Genomic DNA, 23003 nt, shown 5'->3' on the forward strand with positions numbered 1-23003 from the left:
AGGGACCGGCACCATAATGGTGACACGCGCACAACAGGTTGGCGTCATTGTCGGTCTTGCCATTGTCGCAGTGCTGACGATCTTGCGGGCGAGCGACCCGCAGTTGCTGCAACTGGCCCGTGATTTGACGTTTGACCAATATCAGCGCCTGGTCCCGAGGAAATTCGAGAATGTGCCCGTCCGCGTCATAGACATCGACGAAGCGTCTCTTCGGGAATTCGGGCAGTGGCCATGGCCGAGAAATCGGGTCGCCGCGCTGGTAGACAGGCTTTCCGATATGGGAGCCTCGGCAATTGCGTTCGATGTTCTGTTCGCGGAGCCCGATCGCCTGTCGCCACGCAATGTCGTTCGCGATGTCAGCGGCATCGATCCGTCGCTTCTCAGCCAATTGCCGGACAATGACGAGATTTTCGCGAAATCGCTGACCGGAAAACCGGTGGTGCTGGGCTTTGGTCTTTCGAACGAGGGCAATTATCTGCCCCCCGTGCTGGCCGGCTTTGCCTTCACCGGCGAAAGCCCTGTCGGGGCACCTCCCGCCATCAAGGCCGCCACGCCACTAAGGCCACAGCTGCAGGCCAATGCCACGGGCATCGGACATATCAGCCTCAATCCGGGCGCATCCTCCGCTGTGGTGCGAGCCGTCCCGCTATTTCTCAGCGACGGCAAGCAGCTCTATCCCAGCCTTGCGCTCGAGGCGCTGCGCGTAGCACAGGGCTCGTCCACCTACGTGCTGGCCGGTGCCCCGGACACGCCAAACACGATGACCCGCGCGAAGATCGGGGATTTCGTCGTCCCGGTAACGGCTTCGGGCGAGCTTTGGCTCTATGTCAGCCCAGACACATCTGAAAGATATATTTCCGCGAGCAAGGTCTTGGCTCCGGAGGGGCCTTCTGCTGATGTCAGATCGGCCATCGAAGGCAGCATCGTTTTTGTCGGCACTTCCGCCGCCGGTCTTCAGGACGTCCGCACCACGGCGCTGGGTGAAAATGTCCCGGGCGTTTCCATCCATGCGCAGATCGTCGAGCAGATCCTTTCCGGGCATTTCCTTTCCCGGCCGGATTGGGCAAATGGAATGGAGATTTTGTCTATTGCCGTGCTGGGTAGCTTGTTGGTTATCCTGACCACTTTCGTTACTCCAGCGGTCGCGCTCGCTTGCGGGCTGTTGATAACATTGCTCGCGCTTGCTGCATCATGGGCAGCGTTCCTCTATGCTGGTCTCCTCTTCGACCCCTTGGCGCCGATCGTCGCCGGCTCCATCACCCATTTCGCCGCCACGGCATTCCGCTTCCTCGTGACCGATCGAGAGCGGCGCGACGTACGGCGGGCTTTCGGCCACTATCTCTCGCCGTCTCTGCTCTATCGCGTCGAGCATACGCGAGACGCCTTGCGTCTCGGGGGCGACGATCGCGAGCTGACCGTCATGTTCGTCGATGTGCGAAACTTCACCCAGATCAGCGAAGCGATGACGCCGGCAGCCGTCGTCAATTTCCTCAACACGTTGCTCGATGCGCTGAGCCACCACGTCATCGCAAACGAGGGCACGCTCGACAAGTTCATCGGCGACTCCATCATGGCTTTCTGGAACGCTCCCGTGGATGTCGTCGATCATGCCGGCAAGGCTGTCCATGCCGCGCTTGGCATGCGGGAAACGCTCACGCGTCTCAATGACAGCGATGCGTTCGGCTTCGGCCCCGAACGAAAGGTCGGCATAGGCATCGGCATACACACGGGACTTGCCTGCGTTGGAAACATGGGGGCGCAGACACGCTTCAACTACTCGGCTGTCGGTGACGCGGTCAACATCGCCGCGCGCATCGAATCCACTTGCAAGGATATCAACTTCGATATCCTGGTGTCCGACACGACAGCGCGCTTACTGCCTGCGTCGGCACTGCTTGAGGCGGGCGCGCTCACGCTCAAGGGAAAAAGCACCCGGACCACGCTTTTTGCTGTCGTGGGTGACGCCGGCATGGCGAAATCTGCCGCATTTGTCGAGCTTCAGGCTCTTCACCGACAGCTCGTCGATGTCTTGCGAACGCGGTCGACGAGCAGTCGCAAGCTTCTCGGCGCCGCAAAACGCAAGGCGGCGATCTTGGCAACGGGCCTGCCCGGATTTTACGAGCGGATCTCGCGCCGGTCCGATCACTTTCTCTCCGACCCGGCAGTCAGGACGGATCACGCCGAGACATGATTGGATCCCTGATCGATGCCTGGCGGGGGCGAGGCGTTATCGATGGTGATCTCCACCATTATTTCGACCCCCGTCATGATCCCCTCGCCCACGTCCGTGGTTGTCCCGGCCCCAGCCGTGGTCGTGTCTACCGTCACGGTCATGATCATGATCGTGGTCGTGGTCGCGATCGTGATGCCTGCCCCGGCCGTCGTGATCCTTGTCCGGACCGCTGGGCTTACCCGGCGTGCTCGGAGGGTCGGGGGTATTCGGTGTGCTCGGCGCTTGCGGCGCTGCAGGTGCGCTGGGCGCTGCCGGCGAGCTTGGAGCCGTGGGAGTATCGGGTGCCCTCTGGGGAGCCGGTGCGGATGGCGGCGCGGCTCGGGGAGAAATCCCATTCGGCCGCTCTCTTGTCGCGGTGGCCAGACCGCATCCTCCTGAGCCGGCAAAACCCAATTGCCCGGCGAGCTGTTGGTCGCCAGACAGGAACGGCAGAGCCTGCTGATTGCCGAGCGTCCTTAAGACGTCGCGATTGACCCGGCGGGCATCGCTCACGCCGCCACTCGGTGAGGCGACGACCACATCGCATTTTTGCTTCAACTGTTTGCAACCGCCCGCGCCGCAGAACTGGACGGCACCATTCAAGAGAACGACCGCCGTCCGGCCATTACGATCGACATAGAAATCAAACGCAGTTCCGCGCACCCCGATCGTCCCCGCAGGTGTCACGATCTGGTAGGCGGAGGAGTTCGAATTTCCGCTGATCCAGCGAAACGTTCCCTTCGCGGCCTTTATGGTGAGCTTCTTTACCGAGCCGGAATCATCGAAAACGAACTTGTCGATGACCACGGAAGAGCCCCAGCCGACCGCGAGCTTGGTACCGTCACGAAAGGTGAACTGACCCAGGCCGGATTGCGAGGTGCGGATTCGCTCGTCGCGATGCACGCGATCGTCGACGGCTAGGGGACCGCCGTCACCCGAAACCTCGGTTTTGATCAAGACGGCTTGGCCAACCTCCTCGGCGGCTTTCGACTGCAACGGGGCGAGTAGGATAACGCTGAACAACACGAATGCGGCGGCCCGCAGATGCAACATCGAACCCTCCCCAAGTGATCAGGTTTTACCATGGGATAAGGGCTCACGTCCCATCATCCTTTCTGGGTAAAAAGGATGCCGTTGGAGTTCCGTGCGGGTGAGTTTTCGCCTTCGCGATGCCGTTTCAGCTGGAGATGATATCGAGGGCGATCAGGCCGACGATGGGGCGATCTGACGCTGGTCAGTCCGCCAAAGGCCAACTGTTCCGGAAGATACGGATATGAGGTATTGAGATCTTGGCTGGCGAACCGGACAGTCCAGCCCAATATCCAGAGATCCAAGGCCGTCGCCAGCGCTCATCTTAATACCGGCGACGGCCACGCCTGCGTCCCCCTGCAGGCTTGTGATAACTAGCATCCGCTAATTTTCTCGAAATTTAAAAAAGACATGAGGTTGAAAACAATCAGCCTTACGTAAGGTAAACTCCTACAACCCCATGTCCCAGCATACGTATAATATTGGGAGAGCCGACAACGCGACTGTTACAAGTAAAGCAGTACAGAATTTCAACGTTTGGCTTCTGCGATCGTGTCGCTCATCCGAATCAATTCTCACCACGCTCGCCTGCCTCGCTCTATTAACGCAGAACCTGTCTAACTAAAGCAGCGTTGCTCGGGGGAGTCGAGTCGGCGCAATTCAATCATCATTGCGGGAGTCATCAATACGTGATCCCGCCGATTGAATGAACGTTTCCTACCGATGCGGCGGTGATTGCCGGGAAATGAAAGCGGTCGCTGGGCTGCGGGAATCCTTAATACCAGCCGTCAGCCATCGACGCTTTGCGTCTGTTCATAAAGTCGCCGAGGGCCTCGTCGATCGCGATGTCGAGGGGCGGCTCTTCGTAGCTTTCGAGCGTCCGCTTCCACTGCCTGTTGGCGCGGGTTGCGATATCGGTCGAACCGCCTTCCTCGCTCCATTTCTCAAAGGGCTCATTGTCTGAAAGCGTAGAATCCCAGAATGCGGTCTGGTAGTTCCGCATCGTGTGAGCCGAGCCTAAGAAATGGCTGCCTGGCCCGACCTCTTCGAAGGCATCGAAGGCGAGCGTATTGTCATCGACGGTGACGCCGGCAAGATAGGAGTGCAGCGCGCCGCAGAGGTCTGTGTCCATCACGAATTTCTCGTAGGACATGGCGAGAAGCCCATCCAGGAAGCCGGCTGAGTGGAGGATGAAGTTCGCTCCGCAGTGAATTGCCGATAGCATCGACATCAGGCCCTCCTGCATGGCCTGACCGTCCGGGAGCTTGGAATTTGAGAAGTTGCCGGCGCAGCGCAGGGGGAGCTTCAGCCGCCGTGCGAGTTGACCGATGACCATCGAGCCGATGGCCGGCTCCGGTGTGCCGAAGGTAGGCGACCCTGAGCGAAGCGACATGGACGAGAGGAAGTTTCCGAAGATGACCGGCGCGCCCTTACGCTCGAGCTGGGTCAGGGCACAGCCCGCCAGGGTCTCGGCGTAGGATTGCGCAATGGCTCCGGCATTGGTGACCGGACCCATCGCGCCGCCGAGAATGAAGGGCACGATGACGGCGGCCTGATTAGCACGGGCATAGGCTCGCAGCGATTTCGTCATGGTGCCGTCCCAGACGAGCGGCGAGTTGACGTTGACATTGCCCAGGATAACGCAGTTCCGGTCGACAAAATCGGTACCGAAAAGAATGCGCGTCATCTCGATCGAATCTTCAGCACGATCTTCTGCCGTCACCGAACCCATGAAGGCGCGATCGGAATATTTGATGTGGCTGTAGACCATGTCGAGGTGGCGCTTGTTGACGGGCACGTCGACCGGCTCGCAGATGGTGCCGCCGGAATGGTGCAGCCACGGGCTTGCTTGGGCGAGTTTTATGAAATTCCGAAAATCCTCGATCGTGCCGTAACGGCGTCCTTTATCGAGATCCATGACGAAAGGTGAACCATAGGCCGGGGAGAAGACGACCTTGTCGCCCCCGATCTGAACGCTGTTGGCCGGATTTCTGGCGTGCTGCGTAAACTCCCAAGGCGCCGATGCAACGATCTCATGGAGCATCCCCGGCTCGAATTTGACCCGGACACCGTCGACCTTCGCTCCGGCTCGCTTCCAGTGATCGACCGCCGCGGGATCGTCGCGGAACTCGATGCCGATCTCTGCGAGGATACGATCCGCGGTCCGCTCGATCTTCTGAAGATTTTCTTCCGACAAGATGTCATAGGTCGGAATATTGCGAACAATATACGGGGCGCCGTGCGGCTTCGCGCTTCCATCCCGACGCGCGGCTCTTCCACTGCGTCCCCGTCTGACAGTCCCTTCCTCGATTGCCGCCTCGGTCATATCCGCCTCCGTAATTTGGACAGAGGCTAGGACGACCTCGACGCTTTGTGACGCTGGAAAAAACTTGGTCTTAGTATAAGCTCTATTTATGGAAACGTTTCGAAGACTGCTTCCTTCCGCATCGAGCCTGATCATCTTCGAGGCAGCGGGGCGTCACCAGAATTTCAGCCGGGCGGCCGAAGAACTCGGCATGACCCAGGCGGCCGTCTCTTATGCCGTCAGAAAACTCGAGGACCAGCTTGGCGTGCCGCTCTTCCATCGCGAGCACCGCAGTGTCGAGTTGACCGATGCTGGCGAGAGGTTCCACGTGGACGTCACCGTTGGCCTGTCGCGTATCCAGAAGTCGGCGGAAGATATTCGCATGAAAGGACGGGAATCGAATGTCACGCTTGCTGCATCGACTGCCTTCGGCTCGATGTGGATGCTGCCACGGCTCGCCCGGCTGCGTGCCGACCTCCCGGATATCGACCTACGCATCCAGACGAGCGTCCGGGACCTCGATCTGGACGATGAGCCGATCCCGCTCGGCGTGCGAGGTGGCGATCCGGCAAAATGGCCGCGATATTATTCCGTGATGCTGGCACCGGAGATCGTCTTTCCGGTCGCCAGTTCGAGCTTCGTTGAAAAACGCGGACGTCCCGAGCGTCCCGAAGATTTGCTGCAACTGCCGTTGATCCATCTGGAAGAGCCTGTGAGGGCGGCCTGCGACTGGTCCGAATGGTTCGCGAGCGCGGGGGTTCGCTACTCCGCCCAGCCCCGGCGGCTGGCAATCAATGACTACGTCCTCGTTATTCAGGCCGTCCTGGCAGGCGAAGGCGTGGCGCTCGGATGGCAGCACCTGGTCGAAGAACAGCTTCGATCGGGTGCGCTTGTCGCTGTTGGCAGCCACGTCCTCGATACAAATCTTGCCTTCCATGTGGTTTGGCCCCGATCACGTGAACTGAACGCTCAGGCACGGCGTGTGCGTGATTGGCTGGTCGAAGAGGGAAGACGCAGCCATTCGAAGGACGAGCTGCATCTCGGTTCCACGTAATTGCCCTTGGAGCCCTGAGATACCGGGTTCATCTCGCGTAGGTTTCTACCATGGAGACAATCCGCTTGGCGGCGGCGACCGCGGCGGCGCGATCCTGAGAGTAATTTAGACGCACGCTTGTCAGCGTTCGCGGACTGAATTCCGACCCTGGTGTCACGATCACGTTCGCCTGCTGACGCAACAGCGCGACGAATTCCTTTGGCGCAACGCGCAGCTCGGGCAACTTCGGGAACAGGTAGCTTCCTGCCTTGGGTATCGCGACCGGAAGGTTGGCGCTGCGGAATATCGTGACGAGGTCGTCGCGAATTGCCTGATGCAAGCGGATTCGCTCCTCCATCCATCCAGCGGGTTCCGCAAACCAGGTGTGCAAAACGGCCTGATTGTAGCCTGGGGCGCGAAGCGAAACGATGGCCTGCAGCTTCTCCATCCGCTGAATGATCTTCTCAGAGCCGAACGCGACGCCTAGCCGATATCCGCTCAGGGATTCGGTCTTCGACGGCCCCATGATCGTAATGAGATTGTCGTCGCCGGCCTTGGCCCGCAGATGCGTATAGGTGTTGCCGCTATAGAGAAGGCGGGAATAAAGCTGATCGGCGATGACCGTGGCGCCGAACCGTTTTGCGAGAGCCGCGATCTGTTCGATCTCATCTGCTGAGTAGACGGCTCCTGTGGGATTGTTCGGATTCGAGAAGATGAAGAGCCGGGCGTCTGCCTCGAAGGCAGCCTCCAGCGCGGCAAGGTCGAGTCCCTTCAGCTCGTCTTCATCGAGATAGCCGAGTTGAACGGGAACGATCTCGCCGCCAAAGAACTGGACGAGCTTTCTGTTGGCGAAATAGTCCGGCTGAACAATCGCGACCTTGTCGCCGGCAGCCACTGTGGACGCGACGGCCAGAAACAGCGCGCCTTGCGTACCGGGCGTCAGAATAACCTGCTGATCGCCTGAGATCGGCGCCCCTGTGAAAGCTGCCAGCCGCTCGGCCACCACCTCACGAATGTCGCGCGAGCCGCGATACTCCGTATATGCCTGTTTGCCACCATCCCGGACACCCTGTTCGAACGCTTCGAAGGAGTTCGGTGCGGGCAGGAAGGCATCGACATCGCCGTGGGAAAAATCCACCAACCGACCATCGAATTTCTCACCGATCATCTTCCCGGTCAGGTCTGCGGCGACCTGTCGCACCTCTTGCCCCGGCGCATTATCCGTCGCCAAGGCTGCGAACTTCCGGTCGATTGCGTCCAGCATTTGCATAGTCCTCCACAAAAGTTATTTGCCAAGCCCCCGGAACTGCTCCGCCGCAAAGCCTGAATTCAACGCACAGACAATTTTGCCGGTGATGTCGCCGTGGATGATTGGCTTGCTTGCGCAAAAGACGAGGTCGCGAAGCGAATAGTCGTTCGCCGGAGTATATGCAGCTCTACCCGCATTTCGCAAAGGGCCGCGACGTTTTCGCCAACAACTCGTTCCGGCTTGCCTTGCGGACTTATCCCTGTTTATCACCATCGGGTACTGCGGTTTTTCGGAGGGAAAAGTGTCCGGGCAGAAGATCAAGATAGCCATCAACGGGTTCGGGCGCATCGGCCGTTCGCTCCTGCGGATATTGCTGAATGACGATCGAAACTTTGAGCTGGTCCTCATCAACGACGTCGCTCCGCTCGCCAGCTGCGCCTACCTGTTTCAATACGACAGCGTGTTTGGGCCATGGCGTGAAGAAGTAACCGCTCTGGACCAGGTACTGCAGATTGGGAAACGGAATATCCGCTTCTTCAACGAGAACGATGTCAGGCGACTGGATCTTCAGGGAGTGGATGTCCTACTAGAATGCACCGGACAGCCCTACACCCGCGAATATGCCTCTCGGGGCCTGGAGGCTGGAGCCAAACGGGTGCTGATCTCCGGCCCAGCCGAGGCTGCCGATGCCACGATGATTCTTGGCGCCAACGAAGAGGTCTTCACCGGACAAACCATCATCTCAAACGGCTCCTGCACGACAAACGCCCTGGTGCCGCTCTTGAAAGTGATCGACGACGCCTATGGGATCATCGGTGGGCAGATGACGACGGTTCACTGCTATACCGGAAGTCAGCCGACCGTCGATCAACCGCGGGATGATTTTGCCCGCAGCAGAGCTGCCGCTCTTTCGATGGTTCCGACGAGCACGAGTGCACACAAGCTTTTAAGCAAGGTACTTCCACATCTTGCTGGAAAAATCGAGGCGCGTGCGATCCGTGTTCCAACGGCAAGCGTTTCTGCAATCGACTTGACCGTGGTGCTGAAGCAGGCACCCACTCGTGATGAGGCGATCGAGCGCCTGAAACAGATTGCGGCAGGTTCACCCGTCCTCGGCTGGATCGAAAAGCCACTGGTTTCGGTCGACATGCGCGCGCGGCCGGAATCGCTTGTCATTTCCGGCCCAGAGATCTCCGTATCTCCCGGAGGGCTGCTACGCGTCTTCGGCTGGTATGACAACGAATGGGGCTTTGCAAACAGGATGCTTGATGTTGCCGACCTAATTGGCCTGAAACCCTAGACCAACGGGCGCCGCAGCGCCCGTCACCCGATTGACGTTCTCCTAAATGACGACATCATGCGTAGCTTCGCGTCGTCCGATTGTCCGTTACCTCCTTGAGGATATCGGCCGCCTTTTCCGCAATCATGATCGTCGCGGCGTTCGTATTGGAAGAGATTAGTCGCGGCATTACCGAGCTGTCGCATACCCTCAGTCGGTCGATGCCGCGGACCTTCAGCTCGGGATCGACGACGGAATCGCTGCCGCCGCCCATCCGGCAGGTGCCGACGGGATGATAGGCAGAACGCGCATATTGTCTGGCGAACTCCCGGTATTCCGCCTGGCTGCGGATCGTTCCATCCGGCAAATGCAGCCGTTTCACGAAGGGCCTGAAGGCCGGCTGCGACAGGATTTCCTGGCTGATCTTGATGCCGTCGACGGCGCGCTCGAGATCGTAGGGCTCGGCAAAGGCGTTGGGATCGATATCGGGGGCGATAGCCGGATCTTTCGAGCGGAGCTTTACGTGACCGCGCGAACGCGGACGCACGTGATAGGAGTTGAGCGTGCAGCCGTTTCCGCCAGGGACGCCGCCGATACCCTCTTCCACGCCGGCGCCGGGAAGGAAATGAAACTGGATATCCGGCGTCTTCTCCTCGTTGTCGCCCCACCAGAAGCCGCCGCCCTCGACGATATTCGAAGCGACCGGTCCTTTGCCGAACAAGGCATATTCGATGCCAGCAGCAATCTGCCAGTGGCGCTTCTTGTAGCGATCGATACCGTGGGGACCGGAAAGTTCCGCAAGCACGTCGACATCCATGTGATCCTGCAGGTTCTTGCCCACCTGCGGCAGATCTCTGATAACGTCGATGTCGAGCGCGCGCAGCTCGTCCGCAGGCCCCAGCCCGGACAACATCAGCATTTTTGGGGAGCCGATTGCTCCGGCCGTCAGGATGACTTCGCGGTCGGCGCGCAGGACGACCGGGCGGCCATTTTCGACGATCTCGATGCCGACGGCACAACCGTTCTCGATGACGATACGGTTGACCATCGCGTCTGTGCGGACGGTGAGGTTCTTTCGCCCTGTAGCGGGCCTGAGATAGCCCACGGCGGTGCTGCTGCGACGGCCACCGCGTGTCGTCGTCTGGTAGAAGCCGGCACCCGCCTGAGATCCGGCGTTGAAGTCGGGATTGAAGGGAAGGCCTGCCTCCTGCGCCGCGCGCACGAACACGCGTGTCAGCGGGTGCGGGACCTGCGAACTGACGCCGAGCGGACCTTCGGTACCATGGTGAAGACCGCCGAACGTATCGTTGCCTTCGGATTTGCGGAAATAAGGCCTTACATCCTCGTAACCCCAGCCGGCGCATCCTTCGAGGTCGCGCCACCCGTCGTAATCCTCGGGGCATCCGCGGGTGAAGACCTGGGCATTGATCGAACTGCCGCCGCCGAGCACGCGCGCCTGCGGATAGACCATTTTCCGTCCTGCCAGTTCACGGCCCGCCACCGTTTCATATCCCCAGATGAGGGGGCCGGCTGTCATCTTGAAGAAGCCGACCGGCAGATGAATATACATGTTGGTGTCACGCGGGCCGGCCTCGAGCAAGGTCACGGTAACATCCGGATCCTCGCTCAGGCGCGCAGCAAGGACACACCCCGCCGAGCCGCCCCCGACGATGATGTAATCAGGCATTCTCTCCTCCGATAAATTTATGCGGGCGCCGGGATCTCATTGTCCGGGCAATAAATCGCAGTCACCATCTCAAGTCTCTTGCTCCGCGTCAAGAGAAAGGGTACGGTTATCGTCTTGAAGGGTTGTCGTACAAATGCTATGACCAACTCGCTCTTGGATCCGGATGTCGTAGGAGAAGGACGACACCCGATCTTCGTCATTCAACGGGAGGTTTTCGAATGACTGACAGGACTAATTCGCGTTTTGCTGCCATGAATCGCCGGTCGTTTCTCGCCACCGTCGCGGCAGGCGCGACCGTGGCCGCATTGCCCCGGCAACTCTTCGCGGCCGACAAGCCGACGCTCGTAACGTCGATCCGTTCGCTGTCCAATCCTTACCATGCGGTATGGAAGACCGGTGCCGAAGCCTTTGCACAGTCGATCGGGCTGGACCACGTCACGCTGGTGTCGGAGGGCAACAGCGAGAAGGGTATTGCCGACATCAAGGCGATGCTTGCCAAGACCGGCGGCAACATGGTGCTGAATTCCGACCCGAACGACACGCCGGACGCACGTCCGATCGTCGAGGCTTGCGCCAAGGCGGGAGCCTATGTCGTTACCCAGTGGAACAAGCCGGACGATCTGCACCCAAAAGACTTCAACCCTTACTATGTCTCGCATATCGAGTTCGACGGCATCTCCAGCGGCAAACAGATCTCCGAAATCCTGTTCAAGACGATGGGCGGCAAGGGCGGCATCATCGCGCTCGGCGGCCAGATCTCGAATACGGCGGCGATCGAGCGCAAGAAGGGTCTTGAAGACGCCCTGGCCGCCAACCCCAATATCAAGCTCCTCGATTTCCAGGTCGCGAACTGGAAATCGTCGGAAGCCTATGACCTCACCAGCAATCTTCTGACACGCTTCGGCGACGACGTGACAGGCGTCTGGGCCGCCAATGACGACATGGGCACCGGTGCGCTTGAAGCTCTGCGCGCGGAAAATCTCGCCGGCAAGGTCCCGGTCGTCGGTGTCGACGGCATCAAGGCCGCGGTCGATGCGGTCCGCAAGGGCGAGTTCGCCTGCACCGTTACGTCAGATCCCTTCTGGCAGGGCGGCATGGGGCTCGCGATCGGTCTGGCCGCGCTGCAGAAGAAGTTCGATCCCGCCAAGGAACCGCCGGAGCACCGCGAATTCTACGGCAAGGCAGTTCTAGTCGCGAAGGACAATGTCGAGGAGTACTACAAGAACAATATCGACTCGCATCCGAAGCTCGATTGGAGCGACCTGTGGGGCCGCGTCACGGGCGCCATCCGCGCCTGACATCATGCATCGTTTCCCCGGCGGCCGTGGCTCCTTCTGCGGCCGCCCCTATGCTGGCGGGTGTGTTGCGACGCCCGCCAGTCTCCCCGCTGACGCTTTGAGGTGCCTGTGTTGACCATCAACGCCGAAAACATCAAAACTATTCCGAAAAGTGAACAGGCAGGTGCCATGCCGAACAATGGACGCCGCCTATTCGGCGGTCTCAACCGAAAGCATTTGCGCGCCTACGCACCGGTGCTGGTTCTCATCGCGCTCTGCATCCTGATCACCATCGCCAATCCGAATTTCATCGAGCTGCGCAATCTCGTTCGCGTCGCAAATTCTGCTGCGGTTCCATTGACGCTCGCCATGGGCCTCACCTTCATCATTCTTCTGGGCAGCATCGACCTTTCGGTCGAGGGATCGCTCTCGATTGCGGCGATGGTGACGGTGCTGCTCGCGACCAATGACGCCAATGGCAATTCCTACGGCTGGCTGGCAGTGCTTGCGGCGATCGCGGCCAGTACGGCGATGGGTTTTGCGACCGGTATCATCCAGACCTTCCTTCGAATTCCGTCCTTCATGGCGACGCTCGGCGTCTGGTTCATCGGCCTCGGCATTTCGGTCTATATGCTCGGGGGATCGGCAGTGCGACTGATGGACCCGTCCATTCGTGACCTCGCGCTCGCTCGCTTTCTCGGCCTGCCGGTGGGGGTATGGGTGGCGCTTGCCGCTTTTCTCTTCGCCTGCACGATCCAGTACTATACCCGTCTCGGCCGCCACATCATGGCCATCGGCGGCGGCGAGGACGTGGCGGAGCTTTCCGGCATAAACCTGCGCCGGGTGCGCATCATGGCCTTCGGTCTGGCCGGCTTCTTCTTCGGTGTCGCCGGCGTTCTTGCCGCCGCCCAGCTCGGCCGCTCCGACGCCGTCATTGCAGACGGGCGGCTCTTTGCCGCAGTGACGGCAGTCGTCGTCGGCGGCACGGCCTTGACCGGGGGCGAGGGCGGTGTCGTCAACACGTTCATCGGAGTCCTGATCGTCACCATTCTCAGCAATGGCATGATCCTGCTCGGCATTTCGCCCTACGTGCAGCAGACGGTACAGGGCTTGATGATCATTGCTGCTGTCGCCCTGTCGCTCGACCGGCTCCGCCTCCAGATCGTGAAGTGACCGCCATGTTGTCAGCCAACGAAATCAGCAAATTTTTTGCGGGCGTCCCGGCGCTGAAGAGCGTCTCGCTGGAAGTCCGGCCGAACGAGGTCGTCGGTCTTATCGGAGAAAACGGCGCCGGAAAATCGACGCTGATGCGTATCCTTGCGGGAACCCATCAGCCGGATGGCGGAACGCTCATGCTGGATGGCCAGCCGCTGAGATTGCGCAATGCCCGTGACGGAGCGGCGCACGGCATCGGCATGGTGTTCCAGGAACAGTCGCTGCTGCTCAATCTCTCGGTTGCCGAAAACATCTACCTCGGTCAGGAAGACCAGTTCGTTCGCTTCGGCGTCGTGAATTGGGGAGCCATGCGGGCGGCGGCAAAACGGCAGCTCGCAAAGATCGGCGTCGATATCGACGTGACGGCGCGCACATCGGAATTGACGTTCGCGGCACGTCAGATGGTCGAACTGGCAAAAGCTTTGACGCTGGAAGAAACAGTGTCGCGTCCGCTGGTCATCCTGCTCGACGAGCCGACATCCGTTTTGAGCGGCAGCGATATCGACGTTCTGTTCAAGCGTGTGCGGTCGCTGAAATCTCGCGCCAGCTTTGTCTTCGTTTCGCACAGGCTGGACGAGGTGCTGCGCATCTCTGATCGCGTCTACACCATGAAGGACGGCCAGGTGGTTGCCGAACATCAGGCAGCCGACGTAACCGGACCGGCACTGCACGAGATCATGGTCGGCCGTGGTCTGCAGGCGACCTATTACAAGGAAGACAAGCAGCTTCCGCCACGCAGCGAGATTGTCGTCGAAGCGAGCCGACTGGCAATCGCCGGCGCGTTTCATGATGTCGACCTCGAAATCCGGGCAGGCGAGATCGTCGGCATCGCCGGCGTTGTCGGCTCCGGCCGCGAGGAAGTGACCCGTGCGATCGGAGGATTTCTACCGCATACCGGCGGCAGCCTGAAAATCAATGGTGAGCCGGTACACTTCCACAGGCCGGAGCAGGCCGTTCGCAAGAGCATAGGTTATATACCGCGCGAGCGGCGTGTCGAAGGCCTCGTCATGTTCCTCTCGATTGCCGAGAACATCTCGCTCGCCGATCTGTCCTCGGTCATGCGAAACGGTGCGATCGACTATCGTCGCGAGCGCCGGCTGGCCAGCGAATGGATCAAGCGGCTGCGCATCAAGGCACCGGGGCCGGACATCGCCTGCCGCAAGCTTTCCGGCGGCAATCAGCAGAAGGTGGTGCTGGCGCGGTGGATGACGGCCGGCTCGCGCATCCTCGTGCTCGACCACCCCACCCGCGGGCTCGATGTGGGAGCGAAGGAGGAAGTCTACGAGCTGGTTCGCGACCTATCCTCTCAGGGTGTAGCGATCCTCCTGATCTCAGACACGCTGGAGGAAACGATCGGGCTTTCGCATCGGGTGCTTGTCATGCGCGATGGAGCGGTGACGGCGCATTTCGATGCGGCGCCGGGAAACAAGCCGGATCAGGTCGATCTTGTCCGGGCAATGGTGTGAGGAGGGAACCATGGAACGCATCAAGGATATAAAGGCCCTTCTCGCAGCAGGTTGGATGCAGGGTGCCATACCGCCGGCGCTACTTGTCGCGCTAGTGCTGATCATCGAACTCGCAGCACCCGGCTTTCTGACCGGCGATACGCTTCTGCTTTTGCTATCCAACACCGCCGTTCTGTTCATCCTGGCAGCAGGGGTCACTTTCGTGATCCTGATCGGCGGCATCGACCTGTCGATCCAGTCGGTGGCGTCGCTGTCGAGCGTCATCCTCGCGCAACTGCTGCCGAGGTTCGGCATGCTGGCCTTCGTGTTCGCGATCCTGTCCGGCCTGGTCTTCGGCATTCTCAGCGGCTACGTCCATGTGCGGCTGAAGGTGCCTTCTTTCGTCGCGACGCTCGCAACCGGCGGTGTCGTGGCGGGCATAGCGCTCTGGGCCGCTGCCGGGCGCGCGATTACGATCGAGGAAGGCGGCCGCGAAAACACGGCGTGGATCAACGGAACATTTGCCGGTCTGCCGACGGTTATCTGGATTGCCGCCGTGATCGGCCTGCTTGCCTTCGCAGGTCTCCGCTATACCCGCTTCGGCCGCCATAGCCTGGCGATCGGCGCCGGAGAACCGGCAGCGATTGCCGCAGGGATCAATGTCGAGCGCACGAAGATCATTGCTTTCGCCGTTTCCGGCATGCTGGCCGCGATTGCAGGGGTTATTCTCGCTGCCCGCCTGTCCAGCGGGTCGCCCAATCTCGCCAATCAGCTGCTGCTGCCGGCCATCGCGGCGGTCATCGTCGGCGGTACGGCTATCACCGGAGGTCTCGGCGGCGTCGCGCGTACCGCTGTCGGTGCGCTGATCATTTCGATCGTCCGTATCGGTATGACCTTCGTCGGCATCAACATCTTTGCCGAGAATGTCGTCTTCGGCGCGGTTCTCATTCTCGCAGTCGCCATCACCATCGATCGCAGCAAGATCGCGATCATCAAATGATGGAGCGGCAGATGACCTCATCCGAACATCAAAAAGGCCGCGCCATGGGGCGCGGCCGGTCAGACGGCAAGTCTTCGTTACATCGTGTCCAGTCCGATCAACTCGATCTTGTAGCCGTCCGGGTCTTCGATGAAGGCGATATGCGTGGTGCCGTGCATCATCGGGCCTGGCGGACGCGGAATTCTTGCGCCCTGCTTCTCCAGCGCTGCGCAGACGGCGTAGATATCGTTGACGCCGAGCGCAAGGTGGCCAAAGCCGGTGCCGAGATCATAGGGCTCCTCGCGACCCCAATTGTAGGTCAGCTCGACAACCGTATCGGTTTCTTCCGGGCCATAGCCGACGAAGGCGTTGGTGAACTTTCCGCCGGGATAATCCTCTCTGCGCAGCAGCTTCATGCCGAGCAGCTCGGTGTAGAACTTGATCGACCGGTCGAGGTCGAGAACGCGGATCATAGTATGCATCATACGAAATTGGCCGGACGCTGCGGTCATGGTACGGATCCTCCTGCAAGTTATCGTTTTCACACTGGTTTTTAGAAAAATGAGAGCAGCGGAAATGGTCCCTGCACTTGATGTTCACAACCAGTGTTGTATGATAACCATGTAAGTGACCCAGTTGTCCAGATGTTTTCCCGTCTAATCGGAGCAACCATATGAATGCCCATCCGCCTCTCCAGGAAAGAGCGCTTGCAGCCCTTTCCTCTGCCATGCCGGCGGATCTGTTCCTGACGGACACGGACGCCATGGAGCGATACAGCCGTGACTGGTCCGGCGATCATTACGCTCGACCGCTGATCGTCGCGCGACCGCGGTCGACGGCCGAACTGAGCAGCCTGATGAAATGCTGTCACGAACAGCAGATCCATGTTGTCCCGCAAGGCGGACTGACGGGCCTCGTCGGAGCCGCGGTACCGAGCTACCCGGGCGGCGAACTGGTCGTCTCCCTAGAGAGAATGAACAAGGTTCGTTCCGTCAACGCCATCGATTTCGCGATAGTCGTGGAAGCCGGATGCATTCTCGAGGATGCCAAGCGCCAGGCCGAGACGGCGGACTGTATTCTCCCGATCACGTTCGGCGCTCAGGGTACCTGCCGCATCGGCGGCAACGTTTCGACCAATGCCGGTGGCTTCAACGTCTTGAGATACGGCATGACCCGCGATCTCGTACTCGGCCTGGAGGTCGTCCTCGCTGACGGACGCGTCTGGGACGGGCTTCGCACCTTGCGAAAGGACAATCGCGGCTATGACCTCAAGCAGCTGTTCATTGGCAGCGAGGGCACGCTCGGGATCGTCACCGCGGCCGCGCTGAAGATCTTCCCGATGCCTGACAAGGTTGAAACTGCCCTGGTTGGTCTTCGCTCCGTGGAGGATGCCATGCAGCTTTATGCCCGCGCTAGGCGCGAATGCAGCGATCTTCTGAGCGCATTCGAGCTTCTGTTGCGCGGCGGCATCGAGATTGCACTCAACGCCAGAGATGATCTGCGCGATCCGCTGGATCAGCCTTATCCCGTCTATGTTCTTATCGAGACATCAGCTGCGGGACGCGTCGACCTGCGTGCGTTGCTCGAGGGCTTCCTCGCCGACGCATCCGATCTTGTTCTCGACGGTGTCATCGCCAGCAGCAAGGCGCAGGCCGATCGGCTCTGGCTGCTGCGTGAAATGATGGTGGAAGCGCAGGGACGGGGAGGTCGCTATCTGAGGACGGATGTGTCGGTCTCGATATCGAGCCTGGCCTCCTTCGTTACCGACACACTCGAGGCCCTTGCGGAGAGGCATCCCGAGGCGATCGCCGTTACCTACGGCCATGTCGGGGATGGCAATATCCATATGAATATCGTGCCGCCTGAGAATATGTCGGCCAATCGTTTCGACGAACTCTTCCATGCCACGGAAGAGGTGATCTTCGATATGATCGACAAGCATGGCGGTTCGATCAGCGCCGAGCATGGTATCGGTCGTGTCAAACAGGCGGCCTTTCTCAAGCGCGCCGACCCCTTGACGCTCGAGCTGTCGCGCCGGATCAAAGACGCATTCGATCCGAGCCATCTTTTGAGCGAAGGACGGATATTGGAACGCGTGGAAGCAGGGGCAGGGGAATAGGGAATGGCGCTGAAGCTCGACAAGGTCAATCGAGGGCCGCATCTTTCGACATTGGTCGCGAGTTCGATCTCGCGCGAGATTGCACAGGGCCGGTTGAAGCCCGGCGATCAGTTGCCGACGGAACAGCAGCTGGCGACGACCTTCGGCGTCAGTCGCAACGTCGTGCGCGAGGCGATCGCAAGATTACGCTCCGAGGGACGCATCTGGTCGCAGCAGGGTCGTGGCGCCTTCGTGGCGGATCAGCCGAATGCAACGGTGCTGACCATCGACTATGAGGCGCTGCAGCAGGCCAACGCCTTCCAGTCGCTTTTCGAGCTGCGCGGTATCCTCGAAGTCGAGGGAGCCGCACTCGCCGCCAGCCGGCGAACCGACAGCGATCTATCGGCCATGAGAGAAGCGCTAACAACCATGCAGGCCGCGCCATACGGCAGCGTCATGTGGCTGAAGACCGACCTTGAGTTCCACAAGACGGTGGCTGCAGCGACAGGCAACCCCTACATGGTGCAGTTCCTCACCTTCGTCTCCGAACGCGTGCGCGAGAGCATCCTCGCCTCGGGCAATCAGCAGCGCTCGGAAGATCTCGCAGCCGTCACGCTCGGCGAACACCAGCGCATCCTCGATGCCATCGAGGCCCGGCAGGTCGATGAGGCCCGAGATGCCATGCGCCAGCATCTTCACGGCGCAGCAAGCCGTGTCGGTCTTGCGGAAGAGCAATCAGAATAATGTCTTGAGGATTTCAAATGACGGGAAGACTGAAGGGAAAGACGGCGATCGTCACCGCCGCCGGACAGGGGATGGGGCGTGCCACGGTGCTGGCATTCCTGCGGGAGGGCGCTCATGTTCTCGCAACCGATATCGATGCCGAAAAGCTCGGCACGCTGAACGACCTTGCCGGTGTCACGACCCGCAAGCTCGATGTGCTCGATCCCGCGGCGATCCGGGCTCTTAGCGAGGAAATCGACGCGCCCGATATTCTGTTCAATTGCGCCGGCTTCGTTCATCACGGCTCGATCCTCGACTGCGACGAGGATGCTTTCGACTTCTCGGTCAATCTCAACATGCGTGCCATGTACCGCATGATCCGCGCTTTCCTGCCGGGCATGATTGCGCGCGGCGACGGGTCAATCGTCAACATGGCGTCGGTTGCTTCCACCGTCATCGCCGCGCCGAACCGCTTCATCTACGGGACCACCAAGGCAGCAGTGATCGGGCTGACGAAATCGGTCGCGCTGGATTATGTCGGCAAGGGTATCCGGGCCAATGCGATCTGCCCGGGAACAGTCGAAAGTCCTTCGCTCCAGGATCGCATGCGGGCGCTTGGCGATTACGAACAGGCACGTTCGGGCTTCATTGCCCGCCAGCCGATGGGACGTTTGGGAACGGCGGAGGAAGTCGCCGAGCTCGTCGTCTATCTCGCGAGCGATGAATCCGCCTTCATGACCGGAAATGCCATCGTCATCGACGGCGGCTGGGCAAATGCCTGAAAAGACACTTAAGGATACGGGGATAATCATATGAAACTTTTGAGATTTGGACCGCGTGGCTCCGAAAAGCCGGGCATTCTCGACGCGAGCGGAAACGTGAGAGATCTGAGCGGTCGGATCGACGACATTGCCGGCGATAACCTGACGGCATCGGGACTTGTCGGCATTGCCGCGATCGATGTCGAGAGTCTGCCTGTCGTCGCCGAGCCGGGCCGCTTCGGACCCTGCGTGGCGCGCACCGGCAAGTTCATCTGCGTCGGTCTCAACTATGCCGACCATGCGGCCGAGACCGGGGCGGCGATCCCCGAAGAGCCGATCCTCTTCATGAAGGCGACCAGCGCTATCACCGGTCCTGATGACAACGTCATTATCCCGCGCAAATCAAAGAAGACCGATTGGGAAGTCGAACTCGGCGTCGTTATCGGCGACGAGGCACGCTACGTTTCTGAAGCCGACGCGATGAAGCATGTTGCGGGTTATTGCCTGATCAACGACGTGTCGGAACGCGAATTCCAGGCGGAGCGTGGCGGACAGTGGACCAAGGGCAAGTCCGCCGACAGCTTCGGCCCGATCGGCCCCTGGATGGTGACCCGCGACGAAATCGCCGATCCGCAGAACCTCAAGATGTGGCTGTCCGTCGATGGCACGATGCGCCAGAACGGCTCGACCAAGACGATGATCTTCGGCGTTGCCTTCCTCGTTCACTATATTTCGCAGTTCATGAGCCTGCAGCCGGGCGATATCATCTCGACAGGAACGCCTCCCGGCGTCGGCCTCGGAATGAAGCCGCCGCTCTTCCTGACCGCCGGCCAGACGATCCGGCTCGGGATAGAGGGCCTCGGGGAACAGACGCAACTAACTGTCAATGCGGATTGAGATGGTGGAGGAGGCGTCTAGGCGCCTCCTCACCGAAGATTCATTGTCTTTAACATGCGCAGCGCCGCGCAGGCGGCGCCGTAACCATTGTCGATATTGCAGACGAGCAAGCCCGGGGCGCAGCTCGCAAGCATCGCATTCAACGCCGTACGCCCTTGCTCGGAGGCGCCATATCCGACCGAGGTCGGCACACAGATGAGACTGCCGCCGTAGAGCCCTCCAAGAACGCTCGCCAACGCGGCATCCATCCCCGCAACGGCGATGACGATCGGATAGCGGCGGATGTCTTCGATCCGATCCATTAACCGCCACAGTCCGGCAACGCCGACATCGACGATACTCGATGCCTCAACGCCGGCATGCCGGAGCGTCCTCGCCGCCTCTCTTGCGACTGGCGCATCCGAGGTTCCGGCAGCGACAATCGCCACCTGGCCATTGACGGCAATAGGTTGGAGCGGACCGAAGAAGGCCGATTGCGAGAGCTCGCACCAGTCCAGCTGTTCCGTCAGCGCCGCGGGCAACGCAGCGAGCTTGGCCGCGTCCAGACGCGTTAGCAACAACCCGGCTTCTCTCTCACGCGCGCCTTCCAGAATGGCTGCGATCTGCTCTGGCGACTTGCCGGCGCAGAAGACCGCCTCGCTGAGGCCGATCCGCTCGGCGCGCGCAAAGTCGAAGACGACATCGTCTCTCACGGCCTTGCTCCCACGAAGGCGCTGCCATTGCGATATTGCTCGAAACTCAGCGGCTGACCCTTGTAGGCATCGGGGAGCAGATCGCGTAGGGCATCGCCGTTGGCCGCCAACGTCCCGGCGCGCGAAAGCGCGTCCGGATCAAGCTCGACGACAATGCCGCTACGGCGCACACGGCATCGCACGGTCTTGGGATCGAGCGTTTTCGTCAGAAAGCTTTCGATGCGATGCACCGCCGCAAGGACATCCTGCCTTATTGCGATCGATGTCTCGATGCGGCTCGAAAGACAGGGAGACGCGGGCAGTTCCGAGATCATGCCTAGACCAGCTAGTCGCGCACGCTCACGTACGCCCTTCTTGTCGATGCCGGCTTCCACAAAGGGATGGCGAACGGAAAAGTTCTTTGCCGCGTCGAGACCGGGCCGGTACTCGCCGAGGTCATCCAGGTTCGTACCCGATAGGATCTGTCTATCCGACAGGGCCGCGATCGCTCCGTAGAGATTGCCCTTGCAGAAGAAACAGCGGTTGACCGGGTTTTTTAGGTAATCGGCATCGCCAAATTCGCCCGCATCGATGATGCGTAGGTCCCAACTCTCGCTGGCGGCAAGCGCCCGGACCCGCTCGGTCGCCTCGGGCGGGACGGCGGGCGAGACGGCATGGACGATTGCAACGCGATCGGGACCGTTGAGACGGTTTGCGATCGTCGCAAGCGTAACGGAATCTACCCCGCCGCTGACAGCGATCGAAACTTCACCGAGGGAAGACAACACGTCTTCGAGTGCATCTCTCATCGAAGCTCTCCTCTCTTTTGCCTCAGCAATCCGTCCAGGAGCCGGCGAAGCGCGTTGCGGGGGCCTACACCTTCGATGGAGGTCAGCATATCGGCCTCCAGTTTGGCCGTGCTGCCGGAAGGTCGTTCGACGATTTTGAAGGCGTAGACCGTCCCCTCATGCTCCACCGTGGCAGCTTCCCGCCTCAACGTCATCCGCTCGGTGGTGGTCATGCGCACGCCGATGCTCGTCGTCTCGTCGAGGATCGCTGCGGCGACCTCCTCCTTTGCGTCAGTCGCCGCGAGAACCCGCAGATGCGTCATCATCCGTCCCTTCTTGCCGAAAACCGGCGCCTGCACGACGTCGTAGACATCCGCGCGGCCACGGAGCCTGTCTATCGCTTGTGCAAGGTCTTCACCAGTCTGGTCGTCGATTTCGCATTCGAGAACTGCGACCCTATCCCCGGACGATTGGGCAGCATCAGGCCGCTCGAACGCCAGCACGCGAAGACAGTTGCTGACCCCTTGCAGCCGTTTGCTGCCGAAGCCATGGCTGGAGGAGATGAGCCTGCGTCCGTGCCTCCCGACCACCTTCTGGTCGTTGCAAAGATAGGACAGGATCGCCGCTCCGGTCGGCGTCACCCGCTCGCCACCGATGCCGTCGTCGATCACCTCGAACTCCCGCAGCAGATGGACCGTTGCAGGGGCTGGAACAGGCAGCAGGCCGTGGGCCGTCCTGACACGTCCGCTCCCAAGCGGAACCGGCCCGGCAGTCCAGCGTGCCGCGCCAAGCTGCGCCACCAGCCATGCTGCGGAGACGATATCGGCGATCGAATCCCACGCCCCGACCTCGTGGAACGCAACATCGTCGGGATGTGTGCCATGCACCCTGGCTTCGGCTTCGGCCAGGCGTTGAAAGATGCCGATCGCGTGGCGGATGGTCTCGCCGTCCAGCTGGAACTCCGCAAGCGCGTTACGAATGTCTCGCCATGCCACGTGCTCATGATGATGATCCACGGCCGGTGAATGGTCGGCATGTGTATGGATATGGCCATCCGTGCCGTGCTGATGTTCGTGGCCGGAATGATGGTCATGACTGTGATCATGACCGTCATGCCCATGATCATGGGCATGGTCCTCGCCGTGTTTCGCATGCCGCACGATGAAGCGGCGACCGGTCAGCACGCCGTCGTGATGATCGATCACATCGCACTCGACCTCTCCGATCATCGGGCAGAGTGCTAAAGCCGCCCGCAGCCCGGTTTCGAGATCGGGCCTGAGATCGAGGATGGCTGCGACGAATATATCGCCGGAAATGCCGCCGAGCGGATCGAGATGGATGTCCAGCATGCTGCT

Annotated in this window: 19 protein-coding genes; 11 read left to right on the forward strand and 8 right to left on the reverse strand. The window is 60.5% G+C overall.

What is annotated here, in order from left to right; all coding sequences use genetic code 11:
• Window positions 1-16 precede the first annotated feature (16 nt).
• Window positions 17-2191 carry an adenylate/guanylate cyclase domain-containing protein gene (locus tag DTW90_RS22125; protein WP_281407584.1) on the forward strand — a complete coding sequence of 725 codons (2175 nt, stop codon included), beginning with the start codon at window positions 17-19 and terminating at the stop codon, window positions 2189-2191.
• A 36-nt stretch (window positions 2192-2227) separates the two neighbouring features.
• Here DTW90_RS22125 and DTW90_RS22130 read toward each other — a convergent pair whose 3' ends face one another.
• Window positions 2228-3265, reverse strand: coding sequence for a FecR domain-containing protein (locus tag DTW90_RS22130; protein ID WP_149340957.1), 1038 nt, complete (start codon window positions 3263-3265; stop codon window positions 2228-2230).
• Window positions 3266-4016: 751 nt separating this feature from the next.
• The gene (locus DTW90_RS22135) at window positions 4017-5567 is read right to left on the reverse strand and encodes a trimethylamine methyltransferase family protein (protein WP_149340959.1); all 1551 of its coding nucleotides are present in this window, start codon (window positions 5565-5567) and stop codon (window positions 4017-4019) included.
• Window positions 5568-5655: 88 nt separating this feature from the next.
• Between DTW90_RS22135 and DTW90_RS22140 the strand changes: the two genes are divergently transcribed.
• Window positions 5656-6600: a LysR substrate-binding domain-containing protein gene (locus DTW90_RS22140; RefSeq protein ID WP_149340961.1), complete on the forward strand. Its 945-nt coding sequence runs from the start codon at window positions 5656-5658 to the stop codon at window positions 6598-6600.
• Window positions 6601-6628: 28 nt separating this feature from the next.
• Here DTW90_RS22140 and DTW90_RS22145 read toward each other — a convergent pair whose 3' ends face one another.
• Window positions 6629-7843 carry a pyridoxal phosphate-dependent aminotransferase gene (locus DTW90_RS22145; protein WP_132525820.1) on the reverse strand — a complete coding sequence of 405 codons (1215 nt, stop codon included), beginning with the start codon at window positions 7841-7843 and terminating at the stop codon, window positions 6629-6631.
• Between the two features lie 286 nt (window positions 7844-8129).
• Between DTW90_RS22145 and DTW90_RS22150 the strand changes: the two genes are divergently transcribed.
• A complete protein-coding gene (locus tag DTW90_RS22150) occupies window positions 8130-9128 on the forward strand; it encodes a glyceraldehyde 3-phosphate dehydrogenase NAD-binding domain-containing protein (protein WP_149340962.1) in 999 nt (332 codons plus the stop codon).
• 55 nt (window positions 9129-9183) lie between these two features.
• Here the strand turns inward: DTW90_RS22150 and DTW90_RS22155 are convergent, their stop codons facing one another.
• Complete coding sequence (locus DTW90_RS22155; protein ID WP_149340964.1) at window positions 9184-10794, reverse strand: GMC family oxidoreductase N-terminal domain-containing protein; 1611 nt, start codon at window positions 10792-10794, stop codon at window positions 9184-9186.
• A gap of 218 nt (window positions 10795-11012) precedes the next feature.
• Here DTW90_RS22155 and DTW90_RS22160 point away from each other — a divergent pair, with 218 nt between their 5' ends.
• The 4 genes from DTW90_RS22160 (at window position 11013) to DTW90_RS22175 (ending at window position 15731) form a co-directional block, all read left to right on the forward strand.
• The gene (locus DTW90_RS22160; RefSeq protein WP_132525826.1) at window positions 11013-12092 is read left to right on the forward strand and encodes a sugar ABC transporter substrate-binding protein; all 1080 of its coding nucleotides are present in this window, start codon (window positions 11013-11015) and stop codon (window positions 12090-12092) included.
• A gap of 168 nt (window positions 12093-12260) precedes the next feature.
• Window positions 12261-13244: an ABC transporter permease gene (locus DTW90_RS22165; RefSeq protein ID WP_149340966.1), complete on the forward strand. Its 984-nt coding sequence runs from the start codon at window positions 12261-12263 to the stop codon at window positions 13242-13244.
• Window positions 13245-13249: 5 nt separating this feature from the next.
• Entirely contained in the window at window positions 13250-14752 is a 1503-nt protein-coding gene (locus DTW90_RS22170) for a sugar ABC transporter ATP-binding protein (RefSeq protein WP_149340968.1), read from the forward strand.
• A 10-nt stretch (window positions 14753-14762) separates the two neighbouring features.
• Window positions 14763-15731 carry an ABC transporter permease gene (locus tag DTW90_RS22175; protein ID WP_149340970.1) on the forward strand — a complete coding sequence of 323 codons (969 nt, stop codon included), beginning with the start codon at window positions 14763-14765 and terminating at the stop codon, window positions 15729-15731.
• Between the two features lie 77 nt (window positions 15732-15808).
• Here DTW90_RS22175 and gloA read toward each other — a convergent pair whose 3' ends face one another.
• Window positions 15809-16222: a lactoylglutathione lyase gene (gene gloA / locus DTW90_RS22180; protein WP_149340972.1), complete on the reverse strand. Its 414-nt coding sequence runs from the start codon at window positions 16220-16222 to the stop codon at window positions 15809-15811.
• A gap of 161 nt (window positions 16223-16383) precedes the next feature.
• On the opposite strand from gloA, the gene DTW90_RS22185 reads away from it, so the two are divergent.
• The 4 genes from DTW90_RS22185 to DTW90_RS22200 are packed head-to-tail and all read left to right on the forward strand — an operon-like array spanning window position 16384 to window position 20189.
• Window positions 16384-17829 (forward strand): FAD-binding oxidoreductase, encoded by a 1446-nt coding sequence (locus tag DTW90_RS22185; protein ID WP_149340974.1) that lies wholly within the window; start codon window positions 16384-16386, stop codon window positions 17827-17829.
• A gap of 3 nt (window positions 17830-17832) precedes the next feature.
• The gene (locus tag DTW90_RS22190) at window positions 17833-18552 is read left to right on the forward strand and encodes a FadR/GntR family transcriptional regulator (RefSeq protein ID WP_149340975.1); all 720 of its coding nucleotides are present in this window, start codon (window positions 17833-17835) and stop codon (window positions 18550-18552) included.
• Between the two features lie 17 nt (window positions 18553-18569).
• Window positions 18570-19313 (forward strand): SDR family oxidoreductase, encoded by a 744-nt coding sequence (locus DTW90_RS22195; RefSeq protein WP_149340977.1) that lies wholly within the window; start codon window positions 18570-18572, stop codon window positions 19311-19313.
• Window positions 19314-19343: 30 nt separating this feature from the next.
• The gene (locus DTW90_RS22200; protein ID WP_149340979.1) at window positions 19344-20189 is read left to right on the forward strand and encodes a fumarylacetoacetate hydrolase family protein; all 846 of its coding nucleotides are present in this window, start codon (window positions 19344-19346) and stop codon (window positions 20187-20189) included.
• Between the two features lie 29 nt (window positions 20190-20218).
• Here DTW90_RS22200 and larB read toward each other — a convergent pair whose 3' ends face one another.
• Genes larB through DTW90_RS22215 form a run of 3 tightly spaced genes read right to left on the reverse strand, consistent with a single transcriptional unit; the run spans window position 20219 to window position 22997 of the window.
• Window positions 20219-20881: a nickel pincer cofactor biosynthesis protein LarB gene (gene larB, locus DTW90_RS22205; protein ID WP_149340981.1), complete on the reverse strand. Its 663-nt coding sequence runs from the start codon at window positions 20879-20881 to the stop codon at window positions 20219-20221.
• A complete protein-coding gene (locus DTW90_RS22210) occupies window positions 20878-21669 on the reverse strand; it encodes an adenine nucleotide alpha hydrolase (protein WP_149340983.1) in 792 nt (263 codons plus the stop codon). The genes larB and DTW90_RS22210 overlap by 4 nt, the downstream gene beginning before the upstream one ends.
• Complete coding sequence (locus tag DTW90_RS22215) at window positions 21666-22997, reverse strand: LarC family nickel insertion protein (protein WP_149340985.1); 1332 nt, start codon at window positions 22995-22997, stop codon at window positions 21666-21668. The genes DTW90_RS22210 and DTW90_RS22215 overlap by 4 nt, the downstream gene beginning before the upstream one ends.
• Window positions 22998-23003 lie beyond the last annotated feature (6 nt).

It is taken from the genome of Neorhizobium sp. P12A (genome assembly GCF_008365395.1).
Classification (GTDB): domain Bacteria; phylum Pseudomonadota; class Alphaproteobacteria; order Rhizobiales; family Rhizobiaceae; genus Rhizobium.